Annotated in this window: 15 protein-coding genes; 6 read left to right on the plus strand and 9 right to left on the minus strand. The window is 76.7% G+C overall.

The window, feature by feature from the left end:
- Positions 1–3 precede the first annotated feature (3 nt).
- A complete protein-coding gene (locus KG103_RS11620) occupies positions 4–1233 on the plus strand; it encodes a saccharopine dehydrogenase family protein (RefSeq protein WP_207340996.1) in 1230 nt (409 codons plus the stop codon).
- 31 nt (positions 1234–1264) lie between these two features.
- Here the strand turns inward: KG103_RS11620 and bla are convergent, their stop codons facing one another.
- Complete coding sequence (gene bla / locus KG103_RS11625) at positions 1265–2212, minus strand: class A beta-lactamase (protein ID WP_243656429.1); 948 nt, start codon at positions 2210–2212, stop codon at positions 1265–1267.
- A gap of 94 nt (positions 2213–2306) precedes the next feature.
- A complete protein-coding gene (locus tag KG103_RS11630) occupies positions 2307–2987 on the minus strand; it encodes an HD domain-containing protein (protein WP_207340995.1) in 681 nt (226 codons plus the stop codon).
- Positions 2988–3057: 70 nt separating this feature from the next.
- On the opposite strand from KG103_RS11630, the gene KG103_RS11635 reads away from it, so the two are divergent.
- Positions 3058–4032 carry a GlxA family transcriptional regulator gene (locus KG103_RS11635; RefSeq protein ID WP_207340994.1) on the plus strand — a complete coding sequence of 325 codons (975 nt, stop codon included), beginning with the start codon at positions 3058–3060 and terminating at the stop codon, positions 4030–4032.
- Between the two features lie 186 nt (positions 4033–4218).
- Here KG103_RS11635 and rsmD read toward each other — a convergent pair whose 3' ends face one another.
- From rsmD to KG103_RS11660, 5 genes are all read right to left on the minus strand, one after another.
- Positions 4219–4791 carry a 16S rRNA (guanine(966)-N(2))-methyltransferase RsmD gene (gene rsmD, locus KG103_RS11640; protein ID WP_207340993.1) on the minus strand — a complete coding sequence of 191 codons (573 nt, stop codon included), beginning with the start codon at positions 4789–4791 and terminating at the stop codon, positions 4219–4221.
- A complete protein-coding gene (locus tag KG103_RS11645) occupies positions 4788–6422 on the minus strand; it encodes a DUF6297 family protein (protein ID WP_249670565.1) in 1635 nt (544 codons plus the stop codon). Before KG103_RS11645 ends, rsmD begins: the two co-directional genes overlap by 4 nt.
- Positions 6419–7105, minus strand: coding sequence for an ABC transporter ATP-binding protein (locus KG103_RS11650; protein WP_207340992.1), 687 nt, complete (start codon positions 7103–7105; stop codon positions 6419–6421). The genes KG103_RS11645 and KG103_RS11650 overlap by 4 nt, the downstream gene beginning before the upstream one ends.
- Before the next feature lie 73 nt (positions 7106–7178).
- Positions 7179–9422, minus strand: coding sequence for an ATP-dependent DNA helicase RecG (locus KG103_RS11655; RefSeq protein ID WP_207340991.1), 2244 nt, complete (start codon positions 9420–9422; stop codon positions 7179–7181).
- A gap of 1 nt (position 9423) precedes the next feature.
- Complete coding sequence (locus tag KG103_RS11660) at positions 9424–10914, minus strand: DAK2 domain-containing protein (protein ID WP_207340990.1); 1491 nt, start codon at positions 10912–10914, stop codon at positions 9424–9426.
- 404 nt (positions 10915–11318) lie between these two features.
- Here KG103_RS11660 and rpmB point away from each other — a divergent pair, with 404 nt between their 5' ends.
- Together rpmB and KG103_RS11670 are read left to right on the plus strand one after the other, a co-directional pair.
- Positions 11319–11510: a 50S ribosomal protein L28 gene (gene rpmB, locus KG103_RS11665; protein WP_046528726.1), complete on the plus strand. Its 192-nt coding sequence runs from the start codon at positions 11319–11321 to the stop codon at positions 11508–11510.
- A 124-nt stretch (positions 11511–11634) separates the two neighbouring features.
- Positions 11635–12159, plus strand: a complete 525-nt coding sequence (locus tag KG103_RS11670; protein ID WP_207340989.1) for a GNAT family N-acetyltransferase — start codon at positions 11635–11637, stop codon at positions 12157–12159.
- Positions 12160–12189: 30 nt separating this feature from the next.
- On the opposite strand, the gene KG103_RS11675 is transcribed toward KG103_RS11670, so the two are convergent.
- Entirely contained in the window at positions 12190–13164 is a 975-nt protein-coding gene (locus tag KG103_RS11675) for a thiamine-phosphate kinase (RefSeq protein ID WP_207340988.1), read from the minus strand.
- Positions 13165–13242: 78 nt separating this feature from the next.
- On the opposite strand from KG103_RS11675, the gene KG103_RS11680 reads away from it, so the two are divergent.
- Positions 13243–13716 carry a DUF3515 family protein gene (locus KG103_RS11680; RefSeq protein ID WP_207340987.1) on the plus strand — a complete coding sequence of 158 codons (474 nt, stop codon included), beginning with the start codon at positions 13243–13245 and terminating at the stop codon, positions 13714–13716.
- A gap of 12 nt (positions 13717–13728) precedes the next feature.
- Here the strand turns inward: KG103_RS11680 and KG103_RS11685 are convergent, their stop codons facing one another.
- The gene (locus KG103_RS11685; protein WP_207340986.1) at positions 13729–14901 is read right to left on the minus strand and encodes a D-alanine--D-alanine ligase family protein; all 1173 of its coding nucleotides are present in this window, start codon (positions 14899–14901) and stop codon (positions 13729–13731) included.
- A 74-nt stretch (positions 14902–14975) separates the two neighbouring features.
- On the opposite strand from KG103_RS11685, the gene KG103_RS11690 reads away from it, so the two are divergent.
- On the plus strand, positions 14976–16259 hold the full coding sequence (locus tag KG103_RS11690) for a trans-sulfuration enzyme family protein (protein ID WP_249670566.1): 1284 nt from the start codon (positions 14976–14978) through the stop codon (positions 16257–16259).
- Positions 16260–16265: the final 6 nt, after the last annotated feature.

Here is a 16265-nt window from a genome sequence, read left to right on the forward strand (position 1 = left end):
CGGATGGTCGGCACCGCACGCGAGCACGACGTCGTCGTCCTCGGGGCGACCGGGTTCGTCGGGACGCTCCTGTGCGAGCACCTCGCGCGGCAGGCCCCTGCCGGGACCCGCATCGCGCTGGCAGGACGGTCCCACGAGAGGTTGGTACGGACGCGGGCGGCGCTTCCCGAGCGCGCCCACGCGTGGCCGGTCCTCGTCGCGGACACCGACGACGCGCCGTCCCTGCGCGCGCTGGCCGCGTCGACGCGCGTCCTGGTCAGCACCGTGGGGCCGTACCTGCAGCACGGGCTTCCGGTCGTCGAGGCGTGCGCCCGCGCCGGCACCCACTACGCCGACCTGACCGGCGAGGTGCCGTTCGTCCGGCAGGCCGCCGACGCGCACGACGAGGTCGCCCGGGCGACCGGAGCGCGCCTCGTCCACGCGTGCGGGTACGACGCCGTCCCGTCCGACCTCGCCGTCCTGGTGCTGCACCGGCGCGTCGCCGCCGACGGCGCCGGCTCGCTGGGGCGCGTCCGCCTGGTCGCGAGCGCGCGCGGCGGTGTCAGCGGCGGCACCGTCGCGTCGGCGCGCGGCATCGCCGAGCTGGCCGGACGGGACCCGGCAGTCCGCCGCCTGCTCGCCGACCCGTTCTCCCTGAGTCCCGACCGCACCGCCGAGCCGGACGTGCCGCAGCCCTCGGACACCCCGGCGCCCGGGCGCACGGTCGACGGCCGCTGGGTCGCGACGTCGCCGATGGGGTCGTTCAACACGCGCGTGGTGCGGCGGTCGAACGCGCTGCAAGGCTGGGCGTACGGCCGCGAGCTGCGCTACCAGGAGGTGGCGGCGACCGGCTCCGGGCTGCGCGGGGCGGCGAGGGCCGCCGGGCTGACGGTCGGGCTGCCGCTCGCGCTCGCGGCGCTGGCGGCGCCACCGACGCGTGCGCTGCTCGACCGGGTGCTGCCGGCCCCGGGCACGGGCCCGGACGCGGAGACCCGGCGCGCCGGGTGGTTCCGCATGGACCTCCACGCGGTGACGACGACCGGTCAGCACTACCGCGCGCTGGCCGCCGGCCGGGGTGACCCCGGCTACTCCGCGACGGCCGTGATGCTCGGGGAGGCGGCGCTCGCCCTGGCGCTGGACGGCGACCGGCTCCCGGACCGTGCCGGGTCGCTCACGCCCGCGACGGCCGTCGGCGACGTGCTGGTCGAGCGGCTACGGGCAGCCGACCACCGGTACGTGGCGTCCGTGCGCTGAGCGTTCGGCGACAGCCGGACGAGGCGCGACGTCAGGACCGCCCGAGGGCCGCGACCGCGGCTGCCGCCGCCTCGGCGACGACGGCGTCGTCGGGCTCGGCGTCGCGCTCCGCACGGTCGGACATGACGGCGACCACGATCGGTGCACCGTCCGTCGGCCACACGACCGCGACGTCGTTCCGGGTGCCGAAGCCCCCGGTGCCGGACTTGTCGCCGACCACCCAGTCGGCAGGCAGCAGGGCGCGCACCAGGGTGTCGCCGGTCTGCGTCCCGGTGAGCCAGGCGGTGAGGACGGCCCGCTCGTCGTCCGTGAGCGTCGTTCCGAGGACGTACTCGCGCAGGTCCGCGGCCAGCACCCGCGGCGTCGTGGTGTCGCGCTCGTCACCCGGCGTGGCCTCGTTGAGGTCGGGTTCGGTGCGGGCGACGACGGTGACGTCGTCGCCGAGGACCGCGAGCGCCTCGTCGAGCGCCGCAGGGCCGCCCAGCACCTCGAAGAGCAGGTTGCCGGCGGTGTTGTCGCTGCGCGTCACGGCCGCCTCCGCCACCTCGGCGAGCGTCATCGTGCCCCCGACGCGCGTCTCCGTCACCGGCGAGTAGGTCACGATGTCCTCGGCCCGGACCGGGACCTCGCGGGCGAGCCCGTCCACGCCGACGAGGTCGAGGACCGCGCCGGCCGCGAGGGCCTTGATCGTCGACGCGTACGCGAACCGCTCGTCGGGGCGCCACGCGACCGCGGCACCGGTGCCGGTGTCGACGGCGTGCACGCCGAGGCGGGCGTCGTAGCGGGCCTCGAGCTCCTCGAGTGCGAGCGGCAGCTGCGTGGCGGTCGGCGACCGCGTGGTCGTCGGGGCCGGGGCGCTGCTCGCGGTGGGGACCGCCGTCGGCGCCTCCCGCGGCGCGGCACCGCACCCTGCGGTGACGGCGACACCCGCGGCGACGAGGACGACGAGGACACGGTTCATGGTCGACGTGCTGGGCATGACGACCATGCTGCGACAGGGCACGGACATCCGCCGTGCGGGCTCGGGTCCCGTGCGACGGCCGAACAACTGCCGAGCACCACCTCCTCGGACGTCAGACGCCCCAGCGCCCCGCCGCGGCCGCGCGCTCCATCGACGTGACGTGCGGCGGCTCGCGCCTCTCACGCACGAGCAGGCCCGGCAGGCTCGCCGCAGGAGCGCGCACGTCGCTGCCGGCGGCGTGCTCGACGATCGCGTCGACGATCCGGCGCGTCAGGTCGAGGCGAGGCAGCTCCGTCGTGAGCACCGCTGCCAGGGTGTCCGGCACGGCGTCCGCGCCGGACCCGAAGTCCATGGCGATGCCCGCGCGCGCGAGCGCGACCTCGGCCTGCTTGTGCTCGGCGATCCCGACCGACGTGTGCAGGGCGACCGCGTCCCACACCGTGTCGGCCGTGCTCGTCGGCAGGCCCTGGGAGATCACGAACGACCGCGCCAGGTCGGCACCCTCGACCTCGAAGCGCCGGTCACCGCGTGAGGCCAGGTGCAGCCCGGTGTCGTGCAGCACGCACGCGACGAACAGCGCCACGTCGTCGAAGTCGGCCGGCCGCCACCCGCGCTCTGCGGCCGCGACCCGTGCGAGGACCCAGCTGCGCACGCTGTGGTGCAGGAGGTAGTCGGGCTCGAGGTCCCGCGCGAGCGCGAGCGCCGCGCGCGGGACGTCGCCGGGCGGGAGCACCAGACGGCCCCCGTCGAGCAGGTCGTCCAGGGCCGGTGGGAGTGCGGCGGGCGTCGTCATGGCTCGATCGTGGCGCCGTCGCGCACCGTGGACCAGTGTCGTGAACGCCGGCCTTCCGTAGGATCCCGCCATGGACCAGCCGCAGCCCCACCGCGTCGCGGTCCTCGCCCTGCCCGGCGTGGTCGCGTTCGACATGACGATCCCGCTCGAGGTCTTCGCCGGGACCGACGCGCCGTACTCCGTGCGACTCGTGACCGCGGACGGCGCGCCGGTGACCACGAGCTCCGGCTACGGAGTCACCCCGCACGCCGGGCCCGAGGCGTTCGCTGAGGCACGGACCGTCGTCGTCCCCGGCTTCTGGCCCACCTGGGCGCCGCCTCCGGGCCCGGCCCTCGAGCTGCTGCGCGCGGCGCACGACCGCGGCGTCCGCCTCGTGTCCATCTGCACCGGCGCGTTCGCCCTCGCGGCCGCAGGGGTGCTCGACGGTCGCCGCGCGACGACGCACTGGCGGCACACGGACGAGCTCGTGGCACGCCACCCGACCGTCGTCGTCGAGCGCGACGTGCTGTTCGTCGACGAGGGCGACGTGCTCACGTCGGCCGGCATGGCGGCCGGGATCGACCTGTGCCTGCACGTCGTGCGCCGTGACCACGGCGCCCGGGCGGCACGCGAGGTCGCACGGCGGCTCGTCGTCGCCGCCCACCGGGAGGGAGGTCAGGCGCAGTTCGTCGCGGCACCCGTGCCCGACGTCGCCGGGGGCTCGCTCGCCGACACCCGGGCCTGGGCGCTCGAGCACCTGGGCGAGGCGATGACCCTGGACGCCCTCGCCCACCACGCCCACGTCTCGACGCGCACCCTCCAGCGGCGCTGGCGCGACGAGACGGGGACCTCACCGCTCCGCTGGCTCAGCGAGCAGCGGGTCCACCGCGCGCGCGAGCTGCTCGAGGCCGACCCGACGATGCCGGTCGAGGAGGTCGCCCGGCGCACAGGGCTCGGCACGGGCGACAACCTGCGCCTGCACACCCGTCGGCACCTGGGCACGACGCCGTCCGCGTACCGGAGCGCCTTCGGCACGCCGGCAAGGGCGCCGGGGCCGCCGCCGTGACGGCGCTCGCCCGGCGCACGGTACGGGCGGCGTCCGTGGAGCACGACGCCCCGCGCGACGTCCTGCGCGCGCTCCACGAGCGCTGCGGCGTGCGGACACGGACCGCTTCACCAGGCGGGTGACGCGCGCGACAACATCGCGGTGGTCACGGTCACCGTGGAGTGAGCGGCAGGACGGTGCACGCCCTCAGACGGGGTGCTCCGCGAACCACACCCGGGTCTCGCCGTAGCGCCGGTCGGCGAGCTCGACGAGCGGCGACGGCCACGTCGGCGCCGCGGCGCGCGACGAGCGCTCGACGACGACCACGCCTCCCGGTGCGGTGCAGCGCGCCGCGCCGGCGACGGCCGTGGCGAGGGCGTCGTCGGGCAGGTCGTAGGGCGGGTCGACCAGCACCAGGTCGAAGGCCTCGACATCCGGCGATCCCACCGGGGCGACGCGCGCGAGGTACCGGTCGACCTTGTCGGCGACCACGTCGACGCGGTCGGCGAGCCCGAGCGTGCGGGCGTTGCGGCGGCACACGTCGACGGCCCCACGCGCGGCGTCGACGAGCACGGCGTGGGCCGCCCCCCGGCTGACGGCCTCCAGGCCGAGGGCGCCGGAGCCGGCGAACAGGTCGAGCACGCGCGCACCGTCGACGGCGTCGAGGTGCTCCAACCGCGAGAACAGCGCCTCGCGCACCCGCTCGCTCGTCGGGCGTGTCCCCGAGGCGGGTACCGCGAGCGTGCGCCCGCCCGCGCTGCCCGCGACGATCCGCGTCACGGCGCACCGGCCTTGCGCTGGTCCTGCTCCTCGAGCATGCGCTCCATCCAGCCCTTCTCCGCCGTCGACGACGCGATCATCACCGCGATGGCCGACATCCAGACCTGCCCGGTCACCATGATCGTCGTCACCGTGCCGAGCGCGATCGCGACCCACACGGGAAGCAGGCAGAAGGCCACGAGGTCCGGCCCGCGGGCGATCACCTGCATCACCCCCATGGGCAGCGCGCCGGCGGGCGTCGAGATCAGCGGCTTGTCCCAGCGCGGGGAGGGGCGGTAGGCGGCCCGGACGGCGGCCGCAGCCCACACCGGCGCTGCGCCGACCCCGAGCAGGAGCCAGTCCAGCGTCGCGCCCGCCCAGCGGCCGACCGCGGTGAACACGACGACCGACCACACGAGGGCGACCAGACCGGGGACGACCATGCGCAGCCGCCGCACGGTGCGGTCGCCGAGCGGCAGGAGACGGTCGATCACGGGCGCCATCTCGGCCCACCGCGAGCCCTCGGCGCTCGCGCTCGACATCATCCAGCCCCCCAGCAGCACCGTCACCAGGATGCCGACGGGGCCGGCGAGCTGCGGCACCACCGTGGCCAGCACGGGCAGGCCCGTCGCCACGACGATCTGCACCACGTGCCGCAACGACCGGCGCAGGACGACCAGGTCGGCCGTCACCAGCGCGGTCATCGGCCCGCGGACGGTCGACAACCGGGACGTCCGGCGACGAGAGGGTGCCGCCACACCACCGGACAACGCGCGCCCCAGCTCGCGCGAGTCGAGCGACACGACCGCCCCGACGGCGTGGGTGGCGACGGAGCCGCCCTCGCGCAGCGTGCGGCCCGGCAGCGCGCCGAGGCGGCGGTCCACGAGTGCGGCCAGCGCGCCCGCCACGACGACCACCACCGCGACGGCCGCCCACGTCACCGACGGCAGGGAGCTGGGTGTGCGTCCGCTCAGGACCACCAGGGCCGCGAGCACGGGTGCGGCGACGAGGAGGAGGTCGCCGACCAGCGCGGTCCGGCGCCGCGGCACGCCGCGGGACTGCGCGACCGCGGCGGCGAGCACGACGAGGGCGGCGACCGCCGCGCCGAGCACGCCGGCGCGGACCAGCTCCGCGCCCCGGCGCTCCAGCAGGCCGGCCTCGAGCACCACCACGACCATGCCCCCGGCGAGGGCCGCCACGAGCGGGACGCGGGTGGCGGCAGGGCGCAGGAGGCCACGCCGGTCCACCGGCAGCGGGAGCCACCACGCGGCCTGCGCCCCCTCGGCGCCGACGGGCCCGAGACGTCCGGCCGTGGACAGGAGCGCACCGACGGCCGCCAGCAGGATCGTCGCGACGAGCACCGGCAGGCTGAGCCCGCCCGGCTCGGCCGTCGGCGGCGCCGGGGGCAGCGCGTCACCGAGCTGCTGGACGATCCCCAGCACGATGAGCACCGAGAGCGCGACGCTCACCGCCACGGTGTACAGCTCCGTCAGCAGGGATCCGGCACCCACGCCGGCTCGGGCCCGCGCGGCCCTGGCAGTGAACCGGCGGATCTCCCGCGCGGAGGGCACCTCCCCCAGCTCGAAGTCCCCGACCCGCGGGTCGTCGCGCACGTCGCGCGGGTCGTCCGCGCGGGCGTCGACGTCGGTCACAACGCGACCCGGGCGATCCGGTCGGCCGCCTCGGCGGGCTCCAGGACCAGCGACGCCTCGTCGGAGACGTGCACGGCCCGGGTGCAGACCGCGGCGACGAGGTCGGGGTCGTGCGTCGCGATGAGCACGGCACCGCCGGCGTCCCGCTCCGCCCGGAGGAGGTCCGCGAGGCGCGCGCGCATGCGCTGGTCGAGCCTCTGCTCGGGCTCGTCGAGCACCAGCAGGGACCGGGGCCGGGCGAAGCCCGCGGCCAGCAGGAGACGGCGGCGCTGACCCGAGGACAGCGAGACGGGCGTGGCGCGCGCGTGGTCCGCGAGGCCGAACTCCTCGAGGAGCGCCGCGACCTCCGCCTTCGCCCCGAGGACGCCGTGGCCGCGCGCGGTGAGGTACAGGTGCTCCGCCACGGTCAGGGCGGGGAAGTACGCGTCGTCGTCGAGCACGCTGGACACCTCGCGCCGGAACGACGTCTCACGCTCGTCGACCGGGCGACCGAGGACCTGGACGTCCCCGCCCAGCGGGTCGAGCAGCCCGAGGACGGTCTTGAGGACCGTGGACTTGCCGGACCCGTTGGCCCCGACGAGCGCGACCGCGGCACCCTCCTCGAGCGTGAAGGTGACGGGGGCGCACACGGGTGCCTCGCCGTAGCCGACCTGCAAGTCACGAGCGTGCACCACGGGAGCCATGCGGCCAGGGTAGTCAGCAACCGCGGCCGTCCGGCCCGGCGACGGACCGGTGGACCGGGTCGTGGGCCGACGGTCACGTCCGATCGAGGAACTCCTCGCGCTCCCCCGCCAGCGACGCCTCGATGGCGGCCCGCAGCGCCGGCCACGCGTCGAGGTCACCGTCCTGCTCGACGAGCGCGCGCGCGTCGGTGCGGGCCCGCGCGATGACGTCGGCGTCCCGGGTGACTCGCAGCAGCCGCAGCGAGCTGCCGCGCCCGTGCTGGGCGGCGCCCAGCACGTCGCCCTCGTGCCGCAGCTCGAGGTCGAGCGCGGCGAGCTCGAAGCCGTCCGTCGTCGCCGCGAGCGTCTCGAGACGTGTGTGGGCGTCCGTCCCCGGCTGCGCCGCGCTGACCAGCAGGCAGAGGCCCGGGCGGGTCCCCCGCCCGACCCGGCCCCGCAGCTGGTGCAGCTGCGAGATGCCGAACCGGTCGGCGTCGAGCACGACCATGACCGTGGCGTCGGGGACGTCGACACCGACCTCGACGACCGTCGTGGACACGAGCACGGGCGCCTCGCCCGTCGCGAACGCCGCGAACGCCCTGTCCTTCTCCTCGGGGGTGAGCCGGCCGTGCAGGACGCCGACCCCGACACCGGCGAGGTCGGGGCGGGCACGCAGCTCCTCGGCGACGTCGAGCACCGCCCGCAGCGGGCGGCGCACCCCGGCGTCAGGTGCCCCGACGGTCGGGCCGGCGTCCAGCACGAGGTCGCTGCCGTCCTCGTCGGCCGCGTCGCCCGCCACCGCGTCGCCGTCGATGCGGGGGCACACGACGTACGCGCGGCCACCACCGTCGACCTCCTCCCGCACGCGCTGCCAGGTCCGGTCGGTCCAGCGCGGGTTGTCCGCGGGCACGACGTGCGTCGTGATGCCCTGCCGCCCGGCGGGCACCTCGCTGAGCACCGACGTCTCGAGGTCGCCGAAGACGGTCATGGCCACCGTCCGCGGGATGGGCGTCGCCGTCATCACCAGCGTGTGGGGCGTGCGGCCGGCCTTCGCCCGCAGCGCGTCGCGCTGCTCGACCCCGAACCGGTGCTGCTCGTCGACGACCACCAGGCCCAGGTCCGCGAACTGCACGTCCTGCGACAGCAGCGCGTGGGTGCCCACCACGATGCCGGCGGCCCCGCTCGCGGCGTCGAGCATCGCGCTGCGCCGCGCCGCCGTCGGCAGCGAGCCCGTCAGCAGCGCCACACGCGTGGCCAGGGCCGCTCCACCGAGGAACCCGCCCTCGGCGAGGTCGCCCAGCAGCCCGCGCAGCGTGCGCGCGTGCTGCGCCGCCAGGACCTCCGTGGGCGCGAGCAGCGCCGCCTGCCCGCCGGCGTCGACGACCTGCAGCATCGCGCGGAGCGCGACCACGGTCTTGCCCGAGCCGACCTCGCCCTGCAGCAGGCGCTGCATGGGACGCGGGGCGGCGAGCTCACCGGCGATCTCCTCACCGACCGCTCGCTGCCCGGCCGTCAGGGTGAACGGCAGGCGCGCGTCGAACGCCTCGAGCAGCCCACCCTCCCGGGCCGGACGGGCCACCGCCTCCTCGCGTGCGACGCGGGCCCGGCGGCGCGCGAGCTCGGCCTGCAGCACGAGGGCCTCCTCGTAGCGCAGCCGGGCGCGACCGCGCTGCCAGTCCGACTCGTCCTGCGGCAGGTGCACCAGGCGCAGCGCCTCGACCAGCGTCGGCAGCGCGTCGCGTTCCCGCAGCTGCGGCGGGACGGGGTCCGGCACGTCATCCTCGCGCAGGGGGTCGAGCACCGTGCGCACGGCCTGGGCGACCTTCCACGACTCGAAGCCCGCGACCGCCGGGTACACCGGGATCGGGCGACCGGCCTCGACCAGCGCCTCGTCCTCCTCGTGCGCGTCGTCGTCGGCGCCGAACAGCCGGCACTCCGGGTGCATGAGCTGCAGGGTGTCGCGGTAGAGCGACACCTCGCCGGTGAACAGGCCGCGCCGACCGGGGCGCAGCTGGCCCTGGCGCCACTCGAGCTTCTTGACGTGCGACGCGAAGAACGTGAGCTCGATGCGGCTGTGCCCGTCGGTGATGGTCGACTGCAGGAGACCGCGACCCTGCGCCGTCGGGCGCAAGGAGGTCCGGACGACCTCCGCCACGACCGTCACGTGCTCGCCCACGCGCAGGCTCGCCATGTCGGTCAGCGTGCCCGGCTCGGCGTACCTGCGCGGGTAGTGCCGCAGCAGGTCGCCGGAGGTCACGAGCCCGAGCTTGCCCAGCGCCTTCGCGGTGCGGGCGTTCAGACGCGTCAGGGGGACGGTGAGCGGGTCGGCGGCGAGCACGTCAGTCGACCCCCACCCACCACGCGGCACCGGCGGCCGGGCCGGCGACGACCACCTCCAGCTGAGGGTGCGCCGCACGCAGCACGTCCGCCGCGGCGCGTACCGCCGCTCGGTCGACGTCGACGCCGTGCACGAGCGTGACCCCCTGCGCGCCGCGCGCGTCCGCGAGCAGGGCTGCCACGACCGCCGGCACCTCGTCAGCGCCGGTCGGGGTGCCGGCACGCAGACGTCGCAGGGCGTCGCTTCCCGCCTCGGGCGTGACCTGCGGGTCCGCGACGAGGGCGAGGCACGCGACGACCGCGGGGCCGTCCCCCGTCGTCGCCAGCAGGTCGAAGCGCGGATCGGCGGGAGCAGCGGCCACCGGCGCGACGCCCGCGCCGACCACGACGACCCGCCCGGCGCGCGTGTCGACGGCCGCACGGGCGACCTGCTCGACGTCGGGGTCGGGGCCCACGAGCGTCACCGCGCCGCACGTCGCGTACCAGGCCGACAACCCGGGCGACGGCGTGAGCACGACGAGCCCGCGATCGGCCGGCGTCGGCTCGTCGACCCGCCGCACCACGACCTGCTCCCGCGCGGCGTCGGGCACCAGCGCGATCGCCGCTGCCGGGTCGTCGCAGTGCACGTGCGCGTGCCGCGATGCCCCGGCGTCGACGACGGCGACGGCCTCCCCGACGCCCTGCAGCGCGACGGCGAGGTCGGTGACTCCCGGCCACGTGGCCCGGACCAGCATCATCACCTCGTACGCGCCGCCCGACGCCGGCGCGCACCCCGCGACGACGTCCGGTCCTGCCCGGGGCAGCCACGTCAGGTCGAGGTCGGCCTCCTGCAGGGCCCGCCCACCGGTGCGCAGGGTGTGCACGAGCGCGTCGAGCACGACGAGCAGCGCGCACGCCCCCGCGTCGACCACGTGCGCCGCACGCAGGACGTCGTGGCTCGCGCTGAGCCGGTCCAGGTCGGCGCGGGCGGCGTCCGTCGCAGCCGCCAGGACGTCGGCGGGCGAGCCCTCGGTGCGCCGCATGCCGTGCCGCGCGTGCGTCGCGACCTCGCGGGCGATCGTGAGGACCGTGCCCTCCTGGGGGTCCGGCACCGCGGCCCGTGCGGCGCGGGCGGCCCGCTCGAGGCCGCTGACGAGAGCCGCCGTGCCGTCCCGGTCCGTCGGCGAACCGTCCGCCAGGCCCGCCGACAGGCCGACGAGCCACTGGCTCAGGATGATCCCGGAGTTGCCGCGCGCGGCCCTGGCAGCACCGTGGGCGAAGGTCGCCAGGAGCTCTGTCGGTCCGTCGAGCCCCCCGTCCGCTGCGACGGCCGCCGCGCCGCCCGCGACGGTCAGCGTGACGTTCGAGCCGGTGTCCGCGTCAGGGACGGGGAACACGTTGACGGCGTCGATGAGCTCCCGCGCGGCCCGGCACGCGGTGAGCGCCCCGGCCGCCCACGCGCGCACGGCGTCGCCGTCGAGCACGACCTGTCGCGCCGCGACCTCCACGCGCATCTCCCTCTCCGCTCGCTGCGCCGGTCCGGCGCGGGTGACGTGCTGCGGCAGCCGACGGTGGGTCGACGACCGACGGCGGTCGACCATCGACGGTATCGACGAACGACGGAGTCGACGAACGACGGCATCGACGACCGACGGCATCGGCGACCGACGGTATCGACTGGCACCCCGCGGGACCGTCGGCGCCCACTGTGCCGCACGCCGCCCACATTTGGGTGCTGCCCCGACGATGGGCTAGTCTTGCCCGGTTGCCCGGACCACCGTCCGGCACCCCCACAGACCTTCCGACGCACCGCCGTGCGGTCCCGGGCCCGCGGGCCCGGCCGATGCGCGGGAGCGCGGGACGTGCACGACCCCGGGTCGCCCGTCGGCCCGCGACAGGACAGAACCAGGAGAAGACCGTGGCTGCCAACTGCGACGTCTGCGCCAAGCGCCCGAGCTTCGGGCACAGCATCTCGCACTCCCACGTGCGTACGAAGCGGCGTTGGAACCCGAACATCCAGCGCGTGCGCGTCGTCGTCGCCGGGACCCCGAAGCGCCTCAACGTGTGCACCTCGTGCCTCAAGGCCGGCAAGGTCCAGCGCGCCGTCTGAGCCGCTGCACCGCCCGGCGACCCGACGGGACGCACGGCGCGGACACACGAACGACACGCCGAGGGCCCGCGAGCATCAGCTCGCGGGCCTTCGTGCTGCCCGGGACCTGTGGCAGGGTGTCGGCATGGTCGAGCACATCGACGAGGTCACCATCCGTCCCGCGACCACCGACGACGCGGCGGAGATCGCCGCCGTGCACGTGCGCTCGTGGCAGGAGGCGTACGCCGGCATCGTCCCGGCGGAGCACCTGCGCTCGCTCGACCCCGACAGCCGCAGGGAGCGGTGGGCCCGGATGCTCGCCGACGGGCCGGCCGACCACGTGCGCACGCTCGTCGCGGAGTCCGACGGGCACCTGCTCGGCTTCGCGACGTACGGCCCGAGCCGTGACGAGGACGCCCGACGCGGGGAGCGCGAGATCTACTCGATCTACCTGGACCCCGGCACGTGGGGGCACGGCGTCGCACGGGACCTGATCCGCACCGTGCTCGCCGAGGTGGGTGAGCGGACGCCGATGGCGCTGTGGGTGCTCGCCGACAACACCCGCGCCCGGCACTTCTACCGGCGCCACGGGTTCTCACCGGACGGCGTCGAGCGCCTCGAGACCATCGGCGGCGCCGACCTGCTCGAGGTGCGGTACCGCCGCGGCTGACCCGCACGCGGTGCGCCACGGCCGGGTGCGTCACCGACCGAAGTGGTCCCACCCCGGGGCGACCGTCGGCGCCGCACCCGCCACGAGCACGGCCTCGGTCCCCCGCTCGCGCACGACGCCGACCGCACGGAACGGCGGCGGCAGCACCGCGCCCGGCGGGAACGTCGCGAGCAGACCGTGGTCCTCACCCCCGGCCAGCACCCAGTCGAGCGGGTCCGCGCCCAGCAGCGCGGCCGCGGGCGCGAGGCGCGCGACGTCGTCGGCGAACGCGTCACCGGGGGCGTCGAGCGCGAGCGTCACCCCGCTCGCCCGGGCGAGGCGCCCGGCGTCGACGAGCAGCCCGTCGGACACGTCGAGCATGGCCGTGGCCCCCGCGCGGGCCGCCGCCGGCCCCGCGGCCAGGACCGGTTCGGGCGAGCGGTAGGCGGCCACCAGACCGGGGTCGGTGTCCTCGCGCCCCGCCGTCAGCAGACCGAGACCGGCCGCGGACCACCCCCGGCGTCCCGCGTGGGCGATCACGTCACCGGGCCGCGCGCCCCCGCGCCGCACCGGCACGCGCCCCTCGAGGTCCCCGTGCGCCGTGACCGACACCATGAGCGCCGGCCCGGACGACAGGTCGCCGCCCACGACGCCGACGTCGAGCGGGCGGCACGCGTCCCCGAGCCCGCGGGCGAGGTCCTCGACCCACGCGACGGGCGTCTCGCCCGGCACCACCAGCCCGACGACGAGGGCGACGGACCGCGCGCCCATGGCGGCCACGTCGGCGAGGTTCTGCATGGCTGCCCGTCGACCGACGTCCTGCCCGCTCGACCAGCGGCGGCGGAAGTGCACGTCCTCGACCAGCACGTCGCAGGTCACGACGTAGCGGCCGTCCGGGGCCGCGACCACGGCCGCGTCGTCCCCGGGCGGGACCAGCGTGCCCGAGCCCACGGGCAGGTGCGGGAGGATCAGGTCCAGCAGGTCCTGCTCGGCGAGGTCGGACACGACGGCAGGATCCCGGGGCACGGGACCACGCTAGACGCTGCGCCGCGGTGCGCGGGCCCGCGGGCGTGGGCACCGCCGCGCGCCGGGTAGCGTGGCGGCGTGCACCACCGTCCCACCGCCGCCGCCCTCGCCGCGACCGGCGCGCTCCTCCTCCTGACGGCCTGCGCCCCGACCGTGCCCGTGACGGTCGCGCCGCACGCCACCGACCCCGTGTGCGCCTCGGTCGTGCTGGCGCTGCCCGACTCGCTCGGCGACGGCCTGGACCGCCTCGACACCGACGCCCAGGCCACCACGGCGTGGGGCGAGCCCGGTGCGGCCCTCGTGCTGCGGTGCGGCGTCGAGCCGCCGGGCCCCACCACCGACCAGTGCCGGTCGGTCACCACACCGCAGGGCCCGACGATCGACTGGGTGGTCGTCGAGGACGACGGCGACTGGACCTTCACGACGTACGGCCGCGTGCCGGCGGTCGAGCTCCTGGTGCCCGAGGCCGTCGCGACGACCCACTCGACGTCGTTCGTCGACCTGCTCGGACCGGCGGTCGCCCTCACGGAGCAGCAGCGCAGCTGCCTGTGACGGGCGTCGCGCTCAGCGCAGGCCGGTGGGCCGCTCGAGCGCGAGGCCGACCAGCTCGTCGACGAGGTCCGCGTACTCCAGGCCCGTGACCTGCCACATCCGCGGGTACATCGAGTACGGCGTGAAGCCGGGCATGGTGTTGATCTCGTTGACCACGACCTCGCCGTCGGGGGTCACGAACACGTCGACGCGCGCGAGGCCCTCGCAGCCCACGGCCTCGAAGGCCCGCACCGCGGCGTCCTGCACCCGGGCGACGACGTCGGGGTCGAGGTCGGCGGGGCAGGACAGCGTCACGCCCGCCTCGTCGAGGTACTTGGCCTCGAAGTCGTAGAAGCTGTGGCGGGCGTCGGTGACGACGATCTCCCCGGGAAGGGACGCGCGGGGCGCGGCGCCGCCGCGGCCGCCGAGCACGCCGCACTCGATCTCGCGGCCGGCGAGACCGGCCTCGACGATGACCTTCGGGTCGTGCTCGCGCGCGGCGGCGACGGCCGCGGCGAGGTCCGCGGCGTCGTCGACCCGGGAGATCCCCAGGCTCGACCCCGCGCGTGCGGGCTTGACGAACAACGGCAGGCCGAGCTCCTCGACCCACGACGCGAGGAGCGCGTCGTCGGCCGGCCGCCCGCCCGGGAGCACGCGGAACGGGCCGACGGTCAGGCCGGAGCCGGCCAGCACGAGCTTCATCATGTGCTTGTCCATGCCCACGGCCGACGCGAGGACGCCGGAGCCGACGTACCGCAGGTCGGCCAGCTCCAGCAGGCCCTGCAGCGTGCCGTCCTCACCGAACGGGCCGTGCAGCAGCGGGAAGACGACGTCGACGGCACCGAGCGGGGCGTCGAGGCGCCCGTCGCGGACGACCTGCACGTCGTGCTCGCCCGTCCCCTGCGGCAGCAGCACGCGCGTCGCCGTGTCCTCGACCTCCGGCAGGTGCCCGTCGCGGATCGCCCAGCGCTCGGGGTCGTCGTCGGCCAGGACCCACTGGCCGGTGCGCGTGATGCCGACGGCGACCACGTCGTAGCGGGTGCGGTCGATGGCGCGCAGGACGCCACCGGCCGTCGCACAGCTGATGGCGTGCTCACCGGAGCGACCTCCGAAGAGCACCATGACCCGCGGGCGGCGACCGCCCGCGGGAGCGTCACCACCGCTGCGGGTGCCGTCGTCGGGCAGGGGCATCTCGGTGGCGTCCATCGCGCACCGACCCTACCCTCCCGCGCTGCGGTCGGGGACCCGCGCGGCACCCCCGCCGGGCGTAGCCTGCCCCGGTGACCACGCCGGTGCCCGACGCCCCCGCCCCGCGACCCGACGGCCGCCCCGCGGCCCCCTCGCCGCGCACCCTCGCGGTCAGCGCCGGCCGCCCTGCACGCACGCCCGGTGCGGCGCTCAACCCGGCGGTGGTGCTCACCTCGACGTTCGTCTCGCAGGGCGCGCCCGCCGCGGGCGAGCACGTGTACGGCCGCATCGGCACCCCGGCGTGGGAGCCGTTCGAGGAGGCGCTGGCGGTGCTCGAGCGCACCGACCACCCGGCGACGGGGCGCGCGGTCACGGGCCCGCCCGCCACTGTGTACGCGTCCGGCATGGCGGCCGTCGACGCCGCCCTCTCGCTCGTGCCGGTGGGCGGGCGCGTGGTGGTGCCGCGCCACGCGTACCAGGTGACGCTCGTGCTGCTGGGCGAGCTCGCCGGGCGCGGCCTGCTGCGGGTGGAGCCCGTCGACGTGGCCGACACGGACGCGGTGGTCGCCGCCGTACGGGGCGGTGCGGACGGTCCCGCCGACCTGCTGTGGCTCGAGTCGCCCACCAACCCCATGCTCGAGGTCGCGGACCTGCCGGCGCTGGTGGCGGCAGCGCACGAGGTCGGGGCGCTCGTGGCCGTCGACAGCACCTTCGCCACCCCCCTGCTGCAGCGCCCGCTGGCGCACGGCGCGGACGTCGTCGTGCACTCGGTCACCAAGTACCTCGCGGGCCACTCCGACGTCGTGCTGGGCGCCACCGTCACCGACGACCCGGAGCTGCACGCCCGCCTGGTTGCCCACCGCACCACGCGCGGCGCGATCGCGGGCCCGTTCGAGGTGTGGCTGGCGCTGCGCGGCCTGCGCACGCTCGCGCTGCGCGTCGAGCGCGCCCAGCAGAACGCGGCCGAGCTGGCGCGGCGGCTCGCCGCGCACGCGCACGTCGTCGAGGTGCGCTACCCGGGCCTGCCCGACGATCCGGGCCACCTGCGCGCGGCCGCGCAGATGGACGGGTTCGGGGCGATCCTCGGTGTGCGTCCCGTCGGCGGCGCCGACGGCGCCGACGCCCTGGTCGCGGCGGTACGGCTGTGGGTGCCGGCCACCAGCCTGGGTGGGGTGGAGTCGACGCTGGAGCGCCGCCGCCGCTTCGCCACCGAGTCGCCCACGGTGCCGGACGACCTGGTCCGGCTGTCGGTCGGGATCGAGGACGTCGAGGACCTGTGGGCGGACCTCGACGCCGCGCTGGCCGCGGCAGCGCGGACCCGCAGCGCGGCCACGCGCACGGGCACAGCGGCACCGCAGCCGGGCGGAGCCGGCTGACGTCCC

It is taken from the genome of Cellulomonas wangleii (assembly GCF_018388445.1).
GTDB lineage: Bacteria > Actinomycetota > Actinomycetes > Actinomycetales > Cellulomonadaceae > Cellulomonas > Cellulomonas wangleii.

Bases quoted from the DNA above. Each gene is read 5' to 3' on its own strand.
- KG103_RS11620 (WP_207340996.1), top strand. From the start codon at position 4: ATGGTCGGCACCGCACGCGAGCACGACGTCGTCGTCCTCGGGGCGACC.
- KG103_RS11630 (WP_207340995.1), bottom strand. From the start codon at position 2,987: ATGACGACGCCCGCCGCACTCCCACCGGCCCTGGACGACCTGCTCGAC.
- KG103_RS11685 (WP_207340986.1), bottom strand. From the start codon at position 14,901: ATGGACGCCACCGAGATGCCCCTGCCCGACGACGGCACCCGCAGCGGT.
- KG103_RS11635 (WP_207340994.1), top strand. From the start codon at position 3,058: ATGGACCAGCCGCAGCCCCACCGCGTCGCGGTCCTCGCCCTGCCCGGC.
- KG103_RS11660 (WP_207340990.1), bottom strand. From the start codon at position 10,914: ATGCGCGTGGAGGTCGCGGCGCGACAGGTCGTGCTCGACGGCGACGCC.
- KG103_RS11650 (WP_207340992.1), bottom strand. From the start codon at position 7,105: ATGGCTCCCGTGGTGCACGCTCGTGACTTGCAGGTCGGCTACGGCGAG.
- KG103_RS11670 (WP_207340989.1), top strand. From the start codon at position 11,635: ATGGTCGAGCACATCGACGAGGTCACCATCCGTCCCGCGACCACCGAC.
- bla (WP_243656429.1), bottom strand. From the start codon at position 2,212: ATGCCCAGCACGTCGACCATGAACCGTGTCCTCGTCGTCCTCGTCGCC.